Below are 17280 nucleotides of genomic sequence, written 5' to 3' on the forward strand. Positions count from 1 at the left end.
GGTGGTATGCGGTACGGGTTGGTCGATCCCTTCTGCGGTGCTGAGGAGCGCAGCTTTGGGCGGATCAGGGCCACATGCTGTCTGAGCGAAGCGAGTTCATGTGGACCCCGCCCAAAGCGAGCACCGCAAGGGAGCCCCGAAGGGGCCGCCGCAGTAGGGTCGGCCGGCCCGTACCGCATGCCGCCCGACGACGCGCTCCCTGCACGCAATGCGCCCCCTGCACGCAATGCGCCCCCTGCACGCAATGCGCCCCCTGCACGCAACACGTCCCCTACATGCGCTGTGCCCACTCCACCAGCAGCGACGAATTCAAGAGCCATGCGGCGCCTGCACATCAAAGGTCTCGTCCCCCAACGGCCCTGCGGGCGCAGCCCTCCCGGGACCGGCACGGGGCGCTTCCAGGTCCAGCGCATGCGTCGCCAGTTCGTGCGCATCGAGCAGCACGTGGCCGTCCTCGACGCGGCACGAAAACTTCGGCGTGCATCCTTCGTCGGGTTGCCTCGCGCAGCCGTCATCGAGCCCGATCGTCCAGTTGTGCAGCGGACACGCCACGCTGGTGCCGAACACGATCCCTTGCGACAGCGGCCCGCCCCTGTGCGGGCAGCGGTCCAGCAGCGCGAACACCTCGTCCTGGCTGTTGCGGAACACCGCCACGGCCAAGCCCACCGGGCGTGAGACACGGCGCGAACCGAGCACCGGGATCTCGTCGACGCGGCAGATGGTTTTCCATTCGGTCATCGGTGCCTCCTGCTTCACGAGATATCGGCAAGGTCCGGCGAGGCAATGCTGGCCTTCGGCACGAAAGTCAGCGGTGCCGTGACCGCGTCGGCCACCGGCACGAACTGGCGCACATCGACCTGCGCCCGGTTCGCTTCGAACCACGGATCCGGCTCGCCATCCAGCGCGAACTGCAAGCGCTCCCACAGCGCCTTGCGGCCGGCAACGTCCTCGAGAACCTTCTTCTTGACATGGTCCAGCCCCACGCGCGAGATGTAGTGGACCGTACGCTCCAGGTACCAGCCTTCCTCGCGGTACAGCTGCAGGAAGGCCCCCGTGTATTCCATCACTTCCTCGCTCGTCTTGAGCTTCACAAGGAACTGCGCCACCTCGGTCTTGATGCCGCCGTTGCCGCCAACGTAGACCTCCCAGCCCGAGTCCACGCCAATCACGCCCACGTCCTTGATGCCGGCCTCGGCGCAGTTGCGCGGGCAGCCCGACACCGCCAGCTTCACCTTGTGCGGCGAATACATCGCCCACAGCGCATGCTCCAGGTCCTTGCCCATCTGCGTCGAGTCCTGCGTGCCGAAGCGGCACCACTCGCTGCCCACGCAGGTCTTCACCGTGCGCAGCGACTTGCCGTAGGCGAAGCCGCTCGGCATGCCGATGTCCTTCCACACGTCCTGCAGGTCTTCCTTCTTCACGCCCAGCAGGTCGATGCGCTGCCCGCCGGTGATCTTGACCGTCGGGATCTTGTATTTGTCCGCCGCATCGGCGATGCGCCGCAGTTCGTCCGGCGTCGTGTGCCCGCCCCACATGCGCGGGATCACCGAATACGTGCCGTCCTTCTGGATGTTCGCGTGGCTGCGCTCGTTGATGAAGCGGCTTTGCGGATCGTCCTTCGCCTCCTTCGGCCAGGTGCTGATCAGGTAGTAATTGACGGCCGGGCGGCAGCTCGCGCAGCCGTTGGGCGTGCGCCAGCCCATGCCTTCGAACACCTCGGCATGCGTCAGGAATTTCTGGGCACGGATGGCGTCGCGCACGTCCTTGTGGCTCGCGTCGGTGCAGCCGCACATGGCCTTCTTCTTCGGCGCGGCGGAGTAGTCGCCGCCGGCGGTGAACATCAGGATCTGCTCGACCAGCCCCGTGCACGAGCCGCAACTCGCGCTCGCCTTGGTGTGCTTCTTCACCTCGTCCAGCGTGAACAGGCCCTTGTCCTTGATCGCCTTGCAGATCGTGCCCTTGCTCACGCCATTGCAGCCGCAGACCTCGGCTTCGTCGGGCATCGTCGCCGCGCTGCTGTGGCCTTCATGGCCGACGTCGCCGATGTTCGATTCGCCGAACATCAGCTTCTCGCGGATGTCGTTCACGCTGCGGCCGTCGCGCAGCAGCTTGAAGTACCAGCTGCCATCGACCGTGTCGCCGTACAGGCAGGCGCCCACGAGCTTGTCGTCCTTGATCACGAGCTTCTTGTAGACCCCGCCGAAGGGATCGCTCATCACGATCTCCTCGGTGCCTTCGCCGCCCATGAACTGGCCGGCGCTGAACAGGTCGATGCCCGTCACCTTGAGCTTGGTCGAGGTCAGCGAGCCCATGTAGCGGCCGATGCCGAACTGCGCCAGGTGATTCGCCGCGACCTTGGCCTGCTCGAACAGCGGCGCCACCAGGCCATAGGCGATGCCGCGGTGCGCCGCGCATTCGCCGACCGAGTAGACGCGCGCATCGGTCACCGTCTGCATGGTGTCGTTGACCACGATGCCGCGGTTGCAGTGCAGGCGCATCGATTCGGCGAGCGCCGTGTTCGGACGGATGCCCACGGCCATCACGACCAGGTCGGCCGGCACTTCGGTGCCGCCCTTGAACTTGACCGACTTGACGCGTCCTTCGGCGTCGCCGACCAGTTCCTGCGTCTGCGCGCTCAGCAGGAAGTTGAGGCCGCGCGCTTCCAGCGACTGGCGAAGCAGCCCGCCCGCCACGTCGTCGAGCTGGCGCTCCATGAGCCACGCGTTGACATGCACCACGGTCACGCTCATGCCGCGCAGCATCAGGCCGTTGGCGGCTTCGAGGCCGAGCAGGCCGCCGCCGATCACCACCGCATGCTTGTGCGTCTTCGCAGTCTCGATCATGGTGTTGGTGTCGGCGATGTCGCGGTAGGCGATCACGCCCTTCAGCTCCTTGCCCGGCACCGGCAGGATGAAGGGATTGGAACCGGTGCACAGCAGCAGCCGGTCGTATTCCGCTTCCACCACGCTGCCGTCCGCCGCCTCGGCACGCACGATGCGCTTCACACGGTCCACCTCGGTCACCAGCTTGCCGGCGTGCAGCGTGATGTCGTTCTCCGCGTACCACTCCCACGAGTTCAGGATGATCTGCTCGACCGTTTGCTCGCCGGCCAGCACCGGCGACAGCAGGATGCGGTTGTAGTTGGGATGCGGCTCGGCGCCGAACACGGTGATGTCGTAGAGGTCGGGCGCGAGCTTGATCAACTCTTCCACGGCGCGAACGCCGGCCATGCCGTTGCCCACCAGGACCAGTTTCATCTTTTTCATCGTGTGCTTCCCGATTGAGAGGTGATCAGAAGTGCAGCGCCATCACAGCGGTGATGCGGCCTTGCGGCGCGACCGGGATGGCGATCATGGGTTCGGCGGTGTACGGAATCCCGCTCGCGAAGGCGCGGGCGATGGCGCCGGCCGCATCCGGTGCATCGCCCGTCATGGCGATCGCTTCGAAGGCATCGTCGTCCTTGGCTGCGGTGTCGGAGAACCCGAGGCTGCGACGCAGGTGCGTGCCGCTGGTGTCGGGCTCCCAGATCTCGATGCGGCGCGCAATCGGCGTCGCGCGGGCCGACAGGAAGGCCATCACGAAGCTGGAGCCGTCCAGCGTCGAGCAGGGGATCGCGAAGCCGCGGTTGATGCCGACCTTCACCGCGCTGTCGGCGCGAATGAATCCCGCGCCCTTGCCGAGGTCCGGCAGGAACACCGGCTTTTGCGAATCCCACGCCATGCCGGGCAGCCCCGTGCCGCGACGAAACGCGGTGGCGCGCGAGATGAACTCGAAGGTGTCGCCGGTGGTGCCGTAGTAGCCGTCGACCAGCGTCATGTCGGTGGACTCTTCCGGGTCGTTGCCCCAGAGTTCGATGGCGCCGGCATGCTCTTCGTCGTCGCCGCAGAAGATCACGGCCACCGAACTCAGCCGGTCGCCCTTGAAGATCGGCACCGCGATGCCGCAGGTCAGCCCCGCCGTCTTCGCTGCCGCGGCGCGCCGGAAGTAGGAGCCCGACAACTCCTTGAGCACGATCGGGCGCCCCGTCTCCCAGGCGCGGCCCGGCAAGCCTTCGCCACGGCCGAAGCACAGGTTCTGGCTCACGGCCGCGAAGCGATGTGCAGGGCCGAACAGGCCGCCACCAAATTCAAGCAGGCTGCCATCCTCGCTGGGCACCCAGTACTCGATGACGCGGATGAACGTCTTCACGCCTGCGCCTCCATGGCGGAGCCCTCAGCCGTCTTCCGGGCCGCCGCGATCATCACGCCCGAAAGGGTGCCGTAGGCCGTCTCCCAGGCGTTGCGCACGTCGGGCGTGAATTCGGCGCCCAGCCCCTTGTCGAGCGTGTCGATGAGTGCGGCGCCGACCACCGCGTAGTGCGCTGGCTCCGCACCGTAGCCGACGTGCCGCTCGGCCAGGCGCTGTGCCACCGGCACCAGCGTATCGAGGTTGCCGAGGCCTCGAGTCACGCCGCCCAGCATCGTCATGAGCTTGCGCCCCTGTTCGACCATGTCGCCCTTGAAGAGTGCGCGCACCTCCGGCGCCAATTCGAAGAGCCGGCCATAGAAGATGGCCGCGGCCTGCTCGGATATCGGCACAACCTTGGCAAAGCTGGACTGCACCAGTTCGATCTGATTAGGGGTCATCGTGGGGTTCCTCGTCGGTTGTTGTGCGGGCGAAAAATCACGCGGCCTTCTCGACATGGCCCTGGCGCGTGTACAGGAAGTCGATCACCGCCTTGCGGTAGTGCACGTAGTTGCGGTCTTCCGCCAGTTCCACGCGATTGCGCGGACGTTCGAGGTTCACCGTGAGCAACTCGCCGATCGTGGCCGAGGGGCCATTGGTCATCATCACGATCTTGTCGGACAGCAGCACCGCCTCGTCCACGTCATGCGTGACCATGACGACCGTGCTCTGCGTCTTCTGCACGATGGCGAGCAGCTCGTCCTGCAGGCGTGCGCGGGTGAGCGCGTCGAGTGCGCCGAAGGGCTCATCCATCAGCAGCACCTTGGGCTCCATGGCCAGTGCGCGGGCGATGCCGACGCGCTGCTTCATGCCGCCCGAGATCTCGCCCGGTCGCTTGTGGGTGGCGGGCGTGAGGCCGACGAGTGCCAGCGCCGCATCGGTGCGCGCCTTCAATTGCACCCTCGATTCTGCGGAGCCGAACACGCGCTCCACACCAAGGTAGATGTTCTCGTAGCAGGTCAGCCAAGGCAGCAGCGAATGGTTCTGGAACACCACCGCGCGCTCCGGGCCCGGGCCGTTGATTTCCTTGTTGGCGCAGAGCAGCCCGCCATGCGTCGGCTTGGTCAACCCGGCGATCAGGTTCAGCAGTGTCGACTTGCCGCAGCCCGAGTGCCCGATGAGCGCCACGAACTCGCCCTTGGCGACCGTGAGGTTGATGTCGCGCAGCGCCTGGAAGCTGCCCTTGGGCGTCTTGAAGGTCTGCTCGACTTCGCTGATGTCGATGAACTTCCTGTCTGCCTTCTCCAGGGTCGTGGCTTCACTCATGACTTCACCTCTTCGAACGTGAACGCGGTGGCGATCTTGATGAGCGCGAACTCCAGCAACAGGCCGACGATACCGATGACGAAGATCGCGATGATGATGTTCTTGACGTTGAGGTTGTTCCACTCGTCCCAGACCCAGAAGCCGATGCCGACGCCGCCGGTCAGCATCTCGGCCGCGACGATTACCAGCCATGCGGTGCCGACCGCGAGCCGCACGCCGGTGAGCATGTAGGGCAGCACGGCGGGGAAGAGGATCTTGGTGATGATCTTCCACTCGCTGAGGTTGAGCACCTTGGCCACGTTCATGTAGTCGCTCGGCACGCGCTGCACGCCCACGGCCGTGTTGATGACCATCGGCCAGATCGAGCAGATGAAGATGGTCCAGATGGCGGCCGGGTTGGCGCCCTTGAAAACGAGCAGGCCGATCGGCAACCAGGCCAGCGGCGACACGGGCCGCAGCAGGCTGATCAGCGGATTGAACATGCGCGCCAGGAACTCGAAGCGCCCGATCGCAAAGCCCGCCGGAATGCCGACCGCGGCCGCGAGCCCGAAGCCCAAGGCGACACGCTGCAGCGACGAGAGCACGTTCCAGCCGACGCCTTGGTCGTTCGGCCCCTTGCTGTAGAACGGATCGCTGAAGACATCGAGCGCCTGCTTCCAGGTCTCCAGCGGCGAGGGAAAGCCATTGGTGCTCCGGAGTGCCACCAGTTCCCAGATCAGCAGCAGCAGGCCGAAGCCCGCGAGCGGCGGCAACACGCGCATCCAGAGCCATCGCAGGTCTAGGACTTTGCGCCGTTGCTCCCTCTCCCCCGTGAGGAGAGGGCTGGGGTGAGGGGCAGCCTGGACACGAGGTACACCCTCACCCCGACCCTCTCCCGCACGCGGGAGAGGGAGAGGAATGGACGCATCGAGCGGGGAGTGAAAAACAGCGCTGACCATGTCGTGCTCCTCAGGCCTGGACCTTGAACGAATCGGCGTACTTCTTCGGGTCCTTGCCGTCCCACACCACGCCGTCGAAGAGCTTGCTGGTGCGCATCGGGTCCTTCGGCACGCTGACCTTCATCGCGCTGGCGACGTCCTTGTAGAGGTCGATCTGGTTGATCTGCTTCGCGACCGCGAGGTAGTCCGGGTGCTCCTTCAGGATGCCCCAGCGCTTGTGCTGCGTGAGGAACCACATGCCGTCGGACAGGTAAGGGAAGTTGACCTGGCCGTCGTCGAAGAACTTCATGTGGTTGGGGTCGTCCCAGGTCTTGCCCATGCCGTTGTCGTAGCGGCCCAGGATGCGCTGGTTGATCGCGTCGGCGCTGGTGTTGATGTACGACTTCTCGGCCACCGTCTCGGCCATCTTTGTCTTGTTCTGCAGGTTGGCATCGATCCACTTGCCGGCCTCCATCACGGCCATCATCACGGCGCGGCAGGTGTTCGGATTGGCCTTGACGAACTCGGCGCGCGTGCCGAGCACCTTCTCCGGGTGGTCCTTCCAGATGTCCTGCGTGGTGATCGCGGTCACGCCGATCTTGTCGATGATGGCCCGCTGGCCCCACGGCTCGCCGACGCAGAACCCGTCCATGTTGCCCACGCGCATGTTGGCCACCATCTGCGGCGGGGGCACCACGATGACCTTGGCATCGCTGATCGGGCTGATGCCCGAGGCCGACAGCCAATAGTTGAGCCACATCGTGTGCGTGCTGGTGGGGAAGGTGCCGGCGAAGGTGTATTCGCGCTTCTCCTTGGCCATCAGTTTGGCCAGCGACGGGCCGTCGACCGCGCCCTTGTCGGCCAGCGCCTTCGACAGCGTGATCGCCTGGCCGTTGCGGTTCAGGCCCATCAGCACGGCCATGTCCTTCTTCGCGCCGCCAGCGCCGACGTGCACGCCGTAGACCAGGCCGTAGAGCACGTGCGCCATGTCGAGCTCGCCGTTGACGAGCTTGTCGCGCACGCCGGCCCAACTGGCCTCCTTGCTCAGCGTGAGCTTCACGCCGTGCTTCTTGTCGAGGCCCAGCACCGAGGCCATCACCACGCTGGCGCAATCGGTCAGCGGTATGAAGCCGATCTTCACCTCGGGCTTCTCGGGCTTGTCGGAGCCTTGCGCCCAGACGGTGGCGCGCAACGCGGGGGCGATAGCGACCGCGCCTGCGGCGGCGGCTTTCAGTGCGGTGCGTCGGCTCAATTTGAATTTCAGCGCATCGGTCATGGGGCGAACTCCGGTCAAAACAACAAACGAAAAACAAAAAAGGCGTCCTTGCCGCGCATCTGCTGCTCGAAATGAATACGAGTGCATGCGGGCAAGGACGCCTTTGTCCTGTTGGTGGGCGACACCCTTCGTTGGATGCCACCTGCCTGAAGACCGTCTTTGGTCTATGGCTGAAGTGGTTGCAAGCGGCGTGCCAGCGCTTCCGAGTTGCTTATTGCTATCAAAATGATAGCAATGAACTGTTACTCAACAAGCATCTCCGCGCGATTTGAATGAGATCGACCCGGAGGCACCCGATTTGTGCAGCGCACCAATTAGTTTCCGGAGGGCAGGAAGTCGGCCATCGAAAGCACCGACTCGGCCACATCGACCAGCCGCCGGTTCTGGTTCATCGCGGTCTGGCGCAGCATCTTGTGCGCCTCCTCTTCCGTCATGCGCTTGTGGGCCATCAACAGGCCCTTGGCCCGCTCCACCAGCTTGCGCTCGTTGAGGCCGGCGCGCACGGCTTCCAGTTCGTCGCTCATGGCCTGCAGGCGCTGCGACTGCTCCTGCAGCATGTCCAGCACCGAGCGCTCGAGCTGGTGTCCATAGGCCTTGACCGTGGGCGGCTGGGGCGCGATGTCGTCGAAGAAGGCCGTCGGCACGCCGGTCTCCTGCGCGCCGGTCACCTGGTCCAGCAAGGCCTCGTTGGCATCGGCCTCGGCCCGGGCCTCGGCGATCTTGCGGTCGCACAGCGCGCGCAGGTCGCTCGCCAGCCGTTCCTCGATCGCCTTCATTGCGTCGATGCGAAGCGAGCAGCAATCGAACCAGACCGTGCTGAGTTCGGCGTCGAGCGGCTCGCCGGGTGCGGTCGTGATGGCCGCGCGGCGCAGCCGTTCCAGCTCGGCGGTTTCCTCCGCGGGTTGGCTGTCGCGCCACAACCTCGCCAGCACAGGCCCGGCAAACTCGGTGAACACATGGAAGCAGCGCTCCTGCGCCGCAATGAGTTGCAGCCATCGCTGCTGGCGGGTGCCGTCATCCTGGCCCGCGGCAAACGCGGCCGCTCCACAGGCACGCTCCTGGCCCGCGAATTCCTTGCCCTGCATGAAATTGAACATGGCGGCGAGCAGTCGCGAAATTTCCGGGTCGGTCGCGCCATCGGCCGCCTCGAACACCACCGCCAGCAGTCCGGTGATCAGCTTGGCAAAGGCCGCCGCCGCGTCGGCCACGCCGATCTCCAGCGCGCCGATGCGCCGCCGCAGAACGGGCAGGGCATCCAGCCCCGGCAGCACCCAGGCGATGCGGCTGAACAGGCGCGTGCCGCTGCCCAGGCGGCGTGCTTCCGCATGCAACCTGTCGAAGCCGGCACGCACCTCCTGCTCCAGCCGAATGGATTCGCCGACCTGCACGCTGCGTTGCGCGGCAAAACGCTTGCCCTGCGAGGCCAGCAGCACGTTCGACAACCCGCGCTCGCGCTGCAGCGCATGCACCAGACGGCCGATCGTCCCGACCAGTTCACTGGTGCGCGCGAGCTGGTCCAGTTCGTCGATTTCGCAGCGCCGGGCTGCGACAAGAAAGCTCAGTCCTGATTTCATCGTGGAAGGTCATGCAGCAACATCCGTGCCCCCAAGCCGTGCGGCTCCTACACTCCCCGGATGCTTGTACTCGGAATCGAATCGTCTTGCGACGAAACCGGCGTCGCGCTCGTGGAAGCGCAAGGCAGCGCCACACCGCTGCTGCGCGCCCACGCGCTGCACAGCCAGATCGCCATGCACCAGGCCTATGGCGGCGTGGTGCCGGAACTGGCAAGCCGCGACCACATCCGCCGTGTGCTGCCGCTCGCGCAGACCGTGTTCGCGGAGGCCGGGCGCCAACTGGCCGACGTGGATGTGGTGGCCTACACGCGAGGGCCGGGCCTGGCCGGCGCGCTGCTGGTGGGCGCCGGCGTGGCATGCGCGTTGGGCGCGGCGCTCGGCAAGCCGGTGCTCGGCGTGCATCACCTCGAAGGCCACCTGCTGTCGCCTTTCCTGAGTGCCGACCCGCCGGAGTTTCCCTTCGTCGCGTTGCTGGTGTCGGGCGGCCATACCCAGTTGATGCGCGTCGACGGCGTGGGCCACTACGAGATCCTCGGCGAGACCATCGACGATGCCGCCGGCGAAGCCTTCGACAAGAGCGCCAAGCTCATGGGCCTGCCGTATCCCGGCGGCCCGTGGCTGGCCAAGCTGGCGGAGCAGGGCGATGCCGCGGCGTTCAAGCTGCCGCGTCCCTTGCTGCACAGCGGAGACCTCGACTTTTCCTTCGCCGGCCTCAAGACCGCGGTGATGACGCAGGCGAAGAAACTCGGTGGCGAACTCGAGGCCCGCAAGGCCGACCTGGCCGCATCGACCCAGGCGGCCATCGTCGAAGTGCTGCTCAAGAAAAGCATGGCGGCGCTGGAGGCCACCGGCATGAAGCGGCTGGTCGTGGCCGGCGGCGTCGGCGCCAACCACGACCTGCGCCGGCAACTCGACGCGGCCTGCGCCAGGCGCGGCGTGCGTGTGCACTACCCCGAGCTTCATCTGTGCACCGACAACGGCGCCATGATCGCGATGGCCGCGGCCATGCGCCTGCAAGCCGGCATGGCCGCGGCCACCCCGCGCTATGCCTTCGACGTCAAGCCCCGATGGCCACTGGATTCGTTGCAGGCTGCGTAGCGAGAGCTTGCAGATCCCGCTGCGCGGACACCGGGCGCAGTATCGGCAGCGGCAGGACCTGGAGCATGTCGCGCCAGAGCCGAGCCCATTGCGGCCAGTCGTGGCCGCCCTCGGTCGTGAACACATGGCCTTCGGGCAGCACCTCGGCCAGCACCTTGTGGTTGCACGCGAAGCGGTCGCTGGTCCCGAAACCCAGGTAGAGCGGCGGCAGGCGCCTGGATGGCGTCGGGAAGGCGTATTGCTGCAGCCATGGCCACAACAGACGGTCGGCCTCCGAATCCGACGGCGGCCCTTCCAGCGGGCGCCAGGAGCGCAGGCCGCCGGCCCGGGCAATGTCGGCGCCCAGCGGCCGGCGTCCGAGATAGGGCGCGATGGTCACGATGCCGTCGACGCTGCCCGGCGAAGCCAGTTCATGTATCAGCGCACCAAAGCCACCGATCGAAATGCCGACGAGCCAGATCGACTTGTATCCGCGCTCCCGTTGCGGCTGGATCACGCTCGATTGCAGGCGTTCGATGAAGGTCTGGTCGTAGTAGTAGGAGACGTTGGCATCCACGATCAGCACGTCGGCGTCGATCCGGCGCTGCCGTACGGCATCCACAAAGCCTTCGCGCTCGAACTCTTCCGGCTTCAGGAACGCGCCGGGCAGGAACACCAGCAGCGTGTCGGCGCGCGAAAGCGAGTGGGCGGCGTGCAAATGCGTGTCCATCGGTGATTCGTGTTGGCAACAAGGGCACCGTGACGGGTCAGCGCATCGGCGAAACCCGCGGTGTCAATGTAAGAAATTAAGTTTAATAAACGTCACAATATGTGAGATTTGTAGGTATTGTGGCTGCAAAAACAAAAAAGCCGGCAACTAAAAGTTACCGGCTTGTGGCTGGGAAGGCGAGTTACTGAATTGACAAATCGACCTTGTTGGACACAGGTTGCAGCTTGCCCAGCTTGAGGGTCAGCACGCCGTTTTCCAGCTTGGCTTCGCTGGCCGCGGTGTCGATTTCCAGCGGCATCTCGTAGGCTGCCTTGACCTGGCGCCTGGCTTCTGCCTTGCTCTCGACGCGAACCACGGCGCCTTCGATGCTGACCGACAGGTCGTCGCGGGTCAGGCCCGGCACGTCGAAGGACAGGGTCCAGCTGGTGTCGTCCTGCTCGATGTTCACCCCATGGCGCGACACGGTGGCGTTGGCAAAGGCGCGATTGACGAAGCGTTCGAAGCTGCGGTCATGGGCGCGGGGCGAGCAGTTGTAGAGGGCCGGTGCAAAGAACATGTTGATCTCCTGGTCTCGTAGGGTCATTGAGGACAAAAGGGGCGGGCATGGGGCTGCCCCTTACACTGCGCGGCCTTTTCATCATGAGTGCCGCATGCCACCTCATCTAGGCCCGTGCGGACGCCTTTCAAGAGCATGAATTTCCCCAATATTTCGCGCCGCCGGGCCTTGAAATCCGGCGCGCTGGCGCTAGGCGGCGCCCTTGCCGCATCGATGTCGCTCCCATCGCGCGCCAAGTCTCCCGAGCCCATTTCCCTGGCCCTGATCGAAAGCCTCAGCGGCCCATTCGCCAACACCGGCGAGGCCGTGTTCCGCAACCTGCAATGGGCGGTGGAGCGCGTCAACGCGCGCGGAGGCGTCAGGCTGCCCGGCGGCGCCCGGCCGCTCAAGCTCGAGCGCTATGACAGCAAGGGCCAGAACGAAGAAGCCTTGTCCGCCCTGCGCGCCGCCATCGACGACGGTTCGCGCATCGTCCTGCAAGGCAACTCGTCCGCCACCGCCGCCGCGCTGCTCGACGCCATCGACAAGAACAACGAGCGCGACCCGTCCCGGCGGGTGGTCTTCCTGAACTATTCGGCGGTCGATCCGATCCTCACCAACGAGCGCTGCAGCTTCTGGCACTTCCGCTTCGACGCCCATGCCGACATGCGCGTGACCGCGCTGATGGACGTGATGAAGGACGACGCGTCGCTGGAACGCGTCTACCTGATCGGGCAGGACTACAGCTTCGGCCAGTCGGTGCTGCGCGAATCGAAGCGCCAGCTCGGCCAGCTCCGGCCCGATATCCGGATCGTCGGCGAGGAACTGCATCCGATGGGCCGCGTGAAGGACTTCGCTCCTTATGCCAGCAAGATCCTCGCGAGCGGCGCGCAGGCCGTGGTCACGGGCAATTGGGGCAATGACCTGACGCTGCTGGTGAAGGCTGCGCGCGAGGCCGGTTACCAAGGCAAGTTCTACACCTTCTATGGCAATGCGCTGGGCGCGCCGGCCGCCATCGGCGACGCCGGGGTCGGCCGCGTCGTCGCGGTCGCCGACTGGCTGCCGAACGTACAGACGCCGGCCTCGGAGGCCTTCTACAAGTCCTTTCGCACGCGCTTTCCCAAGCCTGCCGACGACTACGTGCACATGCGCATGCAGCTGTTGGTCGAGGCGCTGGCGCAGTCGCTGGAGCGCGCCGGCAGTACGGAGGCGCTGCCGCTGGCCAAGGCGCTGGAGCATGCCGATGTCACCCTCGCCGGTCGCCGCGGGCACATGCGCGCAAGCGATCACCAGTTCCAGCAGCAATTGGTGGTCGGCATCATGGACAGGCAGGGTGCGCCTGGTGTGCGCTTCGACGTCGAGGGCTCGGGCTACGGCTTCCGCGTGATCAGGACGATCGACGCGGCACGGGCAGAAATGCCCACGACATGCCGCATGCGTCGTGAGGCCTGAAGCCCGGCGCGGCCTTGCTCGGCAGGCAGAATCGCCCGATGCGTCAAACCATCCTCCATCTCGAAGCTTCCAAGATCCGTGAAGTCGCCAATGCTGGCCTGGGCCGCGACGACGTGCTCGCCTTCTGGTTCGGCGAAAGCGACGAAGTCACGCCCGAATTCATCCGTCAGGCCGCCATCGACTCGCTCGCCAGGGGCGAAACCTTCTATGCCCATAACCTCGGCCTGCCCGAGTTGCGCGAAGCCATCGCGGCCTATGCCAGCAAATTGCACCCGCGCATCGACGCCGGCCGCATCGCGGTCACCTCCGGCGGCGTCAATGCGCTGATGCTGGCCGTGCAGGCGCTGGTCGACGCGGGTGACGAGGTCGTCGCGGTCACGCCGGTCTGGCCCAACCTCACGGCCCAGCCGGCAATCCTTGGCGCCCAGGTGCGATGCGTCTCGCTGGTGCCCAAGGCCGGCGAATGGACGCTGGACCTCGATGCCTTGCGCGCCGCCGTCACCCGACAGACCAAGCTCCTGATCATCAACGCCCCGAACAACCCCACCGGCTGGACGCTCACCCGCGAGGAACAGCAAGCCATCCTCGACCATTGCCGCGCCACCGGCACCTGGATCCTGGCCGACGAGGTCTACGAGCGCCTCTACTTCGAGCCCACGCCCAACGGCTGCGCGCCGAGCTTCCTCGACATCTGCACGCCGGACGACCGCCTGGTGGTCGCGCACAGCTTCTCCAAGAGCTTCCTCATGACCGGCTGGCGCCTAGGCTGGCTGGTGCTGCCGCCTTCGATGATGGACGGCATCGGCAAGCTCATCGAGTACAACACCTCCTGCGCCAGCGTCTTCACCCAGCGTGCCGGCATCGAGGCCCTGCGGCGCACCGACGAAGTCACGCCCCGCGTGGTCGCGCACCTGAAGCAGTGCCGCGACACGCTGGTGCCCTTGCTGCAATGCGTTCCCGGCGTCAAGGTCGCACCGGCGAGGGGCGGGATGTACGCCTTTTTCCAGCTCGAAGGCTTTTCCGACTCCCTGGAAGTCGCCAAGCGCTTGGTCGCCGAAGCCGGCCTTGGCCTCGCCCCCGGCAACGCCTTCGCGCCGGAAGCCCAGGGCTGGCTGCGCTGGTGCTTCGCCTCCAGGGATCCTCAGCGGCTGGTGCAGGGTGTCGAGCGCCTCGAGAAGTGGCTCGCGGTCCAGCAAAAACCAGCCCGCTGAAGCGGACGCGCTATAATCGACAGGCTTTGCATGCCGCAAGGCGCACGGTGCGTGCAGTTCCAGCGCACACCGCAAGTCAAATTCCCATCGGAACAAGGAAATTTTTCAAATGATCGCAGCCTCCATCAAGGCCGAAGTCGTCAAAGACAACGCCCGCGCCGCCAACGACACTGGCAGCCCCGAAGTGCAAGTCGCACTGCTCACCGCCCGCATCAACGAACTCACCCCTCACTTCAAGACGCACGCCAAGGACCACCACGGTCGCCGCGGCCTGCTGCGCATGGTGAGCCGTCGCCGCAAGCTCCTCGACTACCTCAAGTCCAAGGACGCTGACCGTTACACCGCGCTGATCGCCAAGCTGGGTCTGCGCAAGTAAGCCAACCGCATGCAAAAACGCCTGAGTTAGTCCGCTAGCTCAGGCGTTTTTTACTTCGCGGTTCCATTTCGGAGTGCAAGACAGAGCGAAGCTGTGTCATTCCAGGGAAGTTCGAGCCGAGCTTCGCTGGAATGGCATCGTGTTCTGACAAGCGCTCCAAAGCCTCGCAGGGTCGCGTGACCTTGCTATCAAAACAGGAGCAAACATGAGCCTCTTCAACAAAGTCACCAAGTCCTTCCAATGGGGCGACAAGACCGTCGTCCTGGAAACCGGTGAAATCGCCCGCCAGGCCAGCGGCGCGGTCAAGGTCGACATCGACGGCACCGTCATCCTCGCCACCGTGGTTGCCTCCAAGTCCGCCAAACCTGGCCAGGACTTCTTCCCGCTGACCGTCGACTACATCGAGAAGACCTATGCCGCCGGCAAGATCCCCGGCAGCTTCTTCAAGCGCGAAGCCAAGCCCAGCGAACACGAAACGCTGACCAGCCGCCTGATCGACCGTCCGATCCGCCCGCTGTTCCCCGAAGGCTTCCTGAACGAAGTGCATGTGGTCATCCACACGCTGTCCCTCAACCCCGAAGTCGATGCCGACATCGCCGCCATGGTCGGGGTGAGCGCCGCACTGTCGATCTCCGGCATCCCGTTCAGCGGCCCGATCGGTGCCGCCCGCGTGGGCTACATCAACGGCCAATACGTGCTGAATCCGGGCCAGACGGCCCGCAAGGATTCGCAGATGGACCTGGTCGTCGCCGGCACCGAAGCGGCGGTGCTGATGGTCGAATCCGAAGCCCTGCAACTGAGCGAAGAAATCATGCTCGGCGGCGTGGTGTTCGGCCATGAACAAGCCAGCATCGCGATCAATGCGATCCACGAACTCGTGCGCGACGCCGGCAAGCCGGTGTGGGATTGGCAAGCGCCTGCCGAAGACGAGAACTTCGTCGCCAAGGTCAAGGGCCTGGCCGAAGAAAAGCTGCGCGCCGTCTACCAGATCCGCAGCAAGCAAGCCCGCACCCAAGCCCTGCGCGAAGCCAATGCTTCGGTGATGGCCTCGCTCAAGGAAAGCGGCGAACCCTTCGACGCCGGCAAGGTCAACGACCTGCTGTTCAGCATCGAAGCCAAGATCGTCCGCAGCCAGATCCTCGAAGGCGAACCGCGCATCGACGGCCGCGACACGCGCACCGTCCGCCCGATCGAGATCCGCAACTCCGTGCTGCCGCGCACCCACGGTTCGGCCCTGTTCACCCGTGGTGAAACGCAGGCGCTGGTCGTGACCACGCTGGGCACCGAGCGCGATGCACAGCGCATCGACGCACTCGCCGGCGAGTACGAGGACCGCTTCCTGTTCCACTACAACATGCCTCCCTTTGCCACCGGCGAAGTGGGCCGCATGGGCTCGACCAAGCGTCGCGAAGTCGGCCACGGGCGCCTGGCCAAGCGTGCGCTCGTCGCAGTGCTTCCGAAGAAGGAAGAGTTCCCGTACACGATCCGCGTCGTCTCGGAAATCACCGAGTCGAACGGCTCCTCTTCGATGGCTTCGGTCTGCGGTGGCTGCCTGTCGATGATGGATGCCGGCGTGCCGATGAAGGCGCACGTCGCCGGCATCGCCATGGGCCTGATCAAGGAAGGCAACCGCTTCGCAGTGCTGACCGACATCCTGGGCGACGAAGATCACCTCGGCGACATGGACTTCAAGGTAGCGGGTACCACCAACGGCATCACCGCGCTGCAGATGGACATCAAGATTCAGGGCATCACCAAGGAAATCATGCAGGTCGCACTGGCGCAGGCCAAGGAAGCGCGCATGCACATCCTCGGCAAGATGCAGGAAGCGATGGGGGAGGCCAAGGCCGAAGTGTCGAACTTCGCTCCGCGCCTGTTCACGATGAAGATCAACCCCGAGAAGATCCGCGACGTGATCGGCAAGGGCGGCTCGGTCATCCGTGCGCTGACCGAGGAAACCGGCTGCCAGATCAACATCGACGAAGACGGCACCATCACCATCGCGTCGACCGATCCTGAAAAGGCGGAACACGCGAAGAAGCGCATCGAGCAGATCACCGCCGAAGTCGAAATCGGCAAGGTCTATGAAGGCCCGGTCACCAAGATCCTGGACTTCGGCGCGCTGATCAACCTGCTGCCCGGCAAGGACGGCCTGCTGCACATCAGCCAGATCGCGCACGAACGCGTCGAGAAGGTCACCGACTACCTGAGCGAAGGCCAGATCGTGAAGGTCAAGGTCCTGGAAACCGATGAAAAGGGCCGCGTCAAGCTGTCGATGAAGGCCCTGACCGAGCGTCCGGCCGGCATGGAATTCCAGGAGCGTGCGCCGCGTGAAGACCGTGGTGATCGCGGCGACCGTGGCGGCGAACGCCGTGAACGTGGCGATCGCCCGCCGCGTGGCGACCGCGAGCCGCGCGCCCCGCGCTTCGAAGGCGAGCGCAACGAAGCGCCGCGTGAGCAGCGCAACGAGCCGCAGCAGCAGCAACCGCGTGAAGCCGCACCGGCCCTGGCCGAGCCGCAGCAAAGCGTGTATGCCTCGCGCGTCGAGAGCGACAACGGCGAACGCCAGCCCTGAGGCCGGCAGGCAGGGGCCGTCGCGAGGCGGCCCTTGTCGTTTGTTTCACAGCGTTGTCGTCCTGGGG

General features: G+C 65.4%; 15 protein-coding genes. 5 read left to right on the forward strand and 10 right to left on the reverse strand.

What is annotated here, in order from left to right:
- Positions 1-309: 309 nt before the first annotated feature.
- The 8 genes from nirD to HCU76_RS09635 all read right to left on the reverse strand — a co-directional run bounded on the left by nirD (position 310) and on the right by HCU76_RS09635 (position 9257).
- Entirely contained in the window at positions 310-738 is a 429-nt protein-coding gene (gene nirD, locus HCU76_RS09600) for a nitrite reductase small subunit NirD (protein ID WP_213953368.1), read from the reverse strand.
- Between the two features lie 14 nt (positions 739-752).
- Positions 753-3266, reverse strand: coding sequence for a nitrite reductase large subunit NirB (gene nirB / locus HCU76_RS09605; RefSeq protein WP_213953369.1), 2514 nt, complete (start codon positions 3264-3266; stop codon positions 753-755).
- Between the two features lie 25 nt (positions 3267-3291).
- Positions 3292-4188, reverse strand: coding sequence for a GAF domain-containing protein (locus HCU76_RS09610; protein WP_213953370.1), 897 nt, complete (start codon positions 4186-4188; stop codon positions 3292-3294).
- Entirely contained in the window at positions 4185-4625 is a 441-nt protein-coding gene (locus HCU76_RS09615; protein ID WP_213953371.1) for a globin family protein, read from the reverse strand. Before HCU76_RS09615 ends, HCU76_RS09610 begins: the two co-directional genes overlap by 4 nt.
- A gap of 37 nt (positions 4626-4662) precedes the next feature.
- Positions 4663-5490 carry an ABC transporter ATP-binding protein gene (locus HCU76_RS09620; protein WP_213953372.1) on the reverse strand — a complete coding sequence of 276 codons (828 nt, stop codon included), beginning with the start codon at positions 5488-5490 and terminating at the stop codon, positions 4663-4665.
- Entirely contained in the window at positions 5487-6428 is a 942-nt protein-coding gene (gene ntrB, locus HCU76_RS09625; protein WP_213953373.1) for a nitrate ABC transporter permease, read from the reverse strand. The genes HCU76_RS09620 and ntrB overlap by 4 nt, the downstream gene beginning before the upstream one ends.
- Before the next feature lie 10 nt (positions 6429-6438).
- On the reverse strand, positions 6439-7683 hold the full coding sequence (locus HCU76_RS09630) for a CmpA/NrtA family ABC transporter substrate-binding protein (protein ID WP_213953374.1): 1245 nt from the start codon (positions 7681-7683) through the stop codon (positions 6439-6441).
- A 314-nt stretch (positions 7684-7997) separates the two neighbouring features.
- Positions 7998-9257, reverse strand: a complete 1260-nt coding sequence (locus tag HCU76_RS09635; protein WP_213953375.1) for a nitrate regulatory protein — start codon at positions 9255-9257, stop codon at positions 7998-8000.
- A 60-nt stretch (positions 9258-9317) separates the two neighbouring features.
- Here HCU76_RS09635 and tsaD point away from each other — a divergent pair, with 60 nt between their 5' ends.
- The gene (tsaD, locus tag HCU76_RS09640) at positions 9318-10355 is read left to right on the forward strand and encodes a tRNA (adenosine(37)-N6)-threonylcarbamoyltransferase complex transferase subunit TsaD (RefSeq protein WP_213953376.1); all 1038 of its coding nucleotides are present in this window, start codon (positions 9318-9320) and stop codon (positions 10353-10355) included.
- Here the strand turns inward: tsaD and HCU76_RS09645 are convergent.
- Together HCU76_RS09645 and HCU76_RS09650 are read right to left on the reverse strand one after the other, a co-directional pair.
- Positions 10315-11064, reverse strand: coding sequence for an alpha/beta fold hydrolase (locus HCU76_RS09645; RefSeq protein ID WP_256354108.1), 750 nt, complete (start codon positions 11062-11064; stop codon positions 10315-10317). The two genes, tsaD and HCU76_RS09645, sit on opposite strands and share 41 nt — an antisense overlap.
- Before the next feature lie 181 nt (positions 11065-11245).
- A complete protein-coding gene (locus HCU76_RS09650; protein ID WP_213953377.1) occupies positions 11246-11620 on the reverse strand; it encodes an Hsp20/alpha crystallin family protein in 375 nt (124 codons plus the stop codon).
- Positions 11621-11755: 135 nt separating this feature from the next.
- On the opposite strand from HCU76_RS09650, the gene HCU76_RS09655 reads away from it, so the two are divergent.
- From HCU76_RS09655 to pnp, 4 genes are all read left to right on the forward strand, one after another.
- Positions 11756-13051: a branched-chain amino acid ABC transporter substrate-binding protein gene (locus HCU76_RS09655; RefSeq protein WP_213953378.1), complete on the forward strand. Its 1296-nt coding sequence runs from the start codon at positions 11756-11758 to the stop codon at positions 13049-13051.
- 38 nt (positions 13052-13089) lie between these two features.
- Complete coding sequence (locus tag HCU76_RS09660; protein WP_213953379.1) at positions 13090-14262, forward strand: pyridoxal phosphate-dependent aminotransferase; 1173 nt, start codon at positions 13090-13092, stop codon at positions 14260-14262.
- A 109-nt stretch (positions 14263-14371) separates the two neighbouring features.
- Positions 14372-14638 (forward strand): 30S ribosomal protein S15, encoded by a 267-nt coding sequence (gene rpsO, locus HCU76_RS09665; protein WP_007837783.1) that lies wholly within the window; start codon positions 14372-14374, stop codon positions 14636-14638.
- 205 nt (positions 14639-14843) lie between these two features.
- Positions 14844-17213, forward strand: coding sequence for a polyribonucleotide nucleotidyltransferase (gene pnp, locus HCU76_RS09670; protein WP_213953380.1), 2370 nt, complete (start codon positions 14844-14846; stop codon positions 17211-17213).
- The last annotated feature ends 67 nt before the right edge of the window (positions 17214-17280 follow it).

This window comes from Variovorax sp. dw_308 (genome assembly GCF_019207085.1).
GTDB lineage: Bacteria > Pseudomonadota > Gammaproteobacteria > Burkholderiales > Burkholderiaceae_C > Variovorax.

Excerpts from the sequence above, each read along its gene's own strand:
- HCU76_RS09635 (WP_213953375.1), bottom strand. The coding sequence starts at position 9,257 with ATGAAATCAGGACTGAGCTTTCTTGTCGCAGCCCGGCGCTGCGAAATC.
- HCU76_RS09615 (WP_213953371.1), bottom strand. The coding sequence starts at position 4,625 with ATGACCCCTAATCAGATCGAACTGGTGCAGTCCAGCTTTGCCAAGGTT.
- HCU76_RS09655 (WP_213953378.1), top strand. The coding sequence starts at position 11,756 with ATGAATTTCCCCAATATTTCGCGCCGCCGGGCCTTGAAATCCGGCGCG.
- HCU76_RS09630 (WP_213953374.1), bottom strand. The coding sequence starts at position 7,683 with ATGACCGATGCGCTGAAATTCAAATTGAGCCGACGCACCGCACTGAAA.
- HCU76_RS09645 (WP_256354108.1), bottom strand. The coding sequence starts at position 11,064 with ATGGACACGCATTTGCACGCCGCCCACTCGCTTTCGCGCGCCGACACG.
- ntrB (WP_213953373.1), bottom strand. The coding sequence starts at position 6,428 with ATGGTCAGCGCTGTTTTTCACTCCCCGCTCGATGCGTCCATTCCTCTC.
- HCU76_RS09660 (WP_213953379.1), top strand. The coding sequence starts at position 13,090 with ATGCGTCAAACCATCCTCCATCTCGAAGCTTCCAAGATCCGTGAAGTC.
- tsaD (WP_213953376.1), top strand. The coding sequence starts at position 9,318 with ATGCTTGTACTCGGAATCGAATCGTCTTGCGACGAAACCGGCGTCGCG.
- HCU76_RS09620 (WP_213953372.1), bottom strand. The coding sequence starts at position 5,490 with ATGAGTGAAGCCACGACCCTGGAGAAGGCAGACAGGAAGTTCATCGAC.
- nirB (WP_213953369.1), bottom strand. The coding sequence starts at position 3,266 with ATGAAAAAGATGAAACTGGTCCTGGTGGGCAACGGCATGGCCGGCGTT.
- rpsO (WP_007837783.1), top strand. The coding sequence starts at position 14,372 with ATGATCGCAGCCTCCATCAAGGCCGAAGTCGTCAAAGACAACGCCCGC.
- HCU76_RS09650 (WP_213953377.1), bottom strand. The coding sequence starts at position 11,620 with ATGTTCTTTGCACCGGCCCTCTACAACTGCTCGCCCCGCGCCCATGAC.
- pnp (WP_213953380.1), top strand. The coding sequence starts at position 14,844 with ATGAGCCTCTTCAACAAAGTCACCAAGTCCTTCCAATGGGGCGACAAG.
- nirD (WP_213953368.1), bottom strand. The coding sequence starts at position 738 with ATGACCGAATGGAAAACCATCTGCCGCGTCGACGAGATCCCGGTGCTC.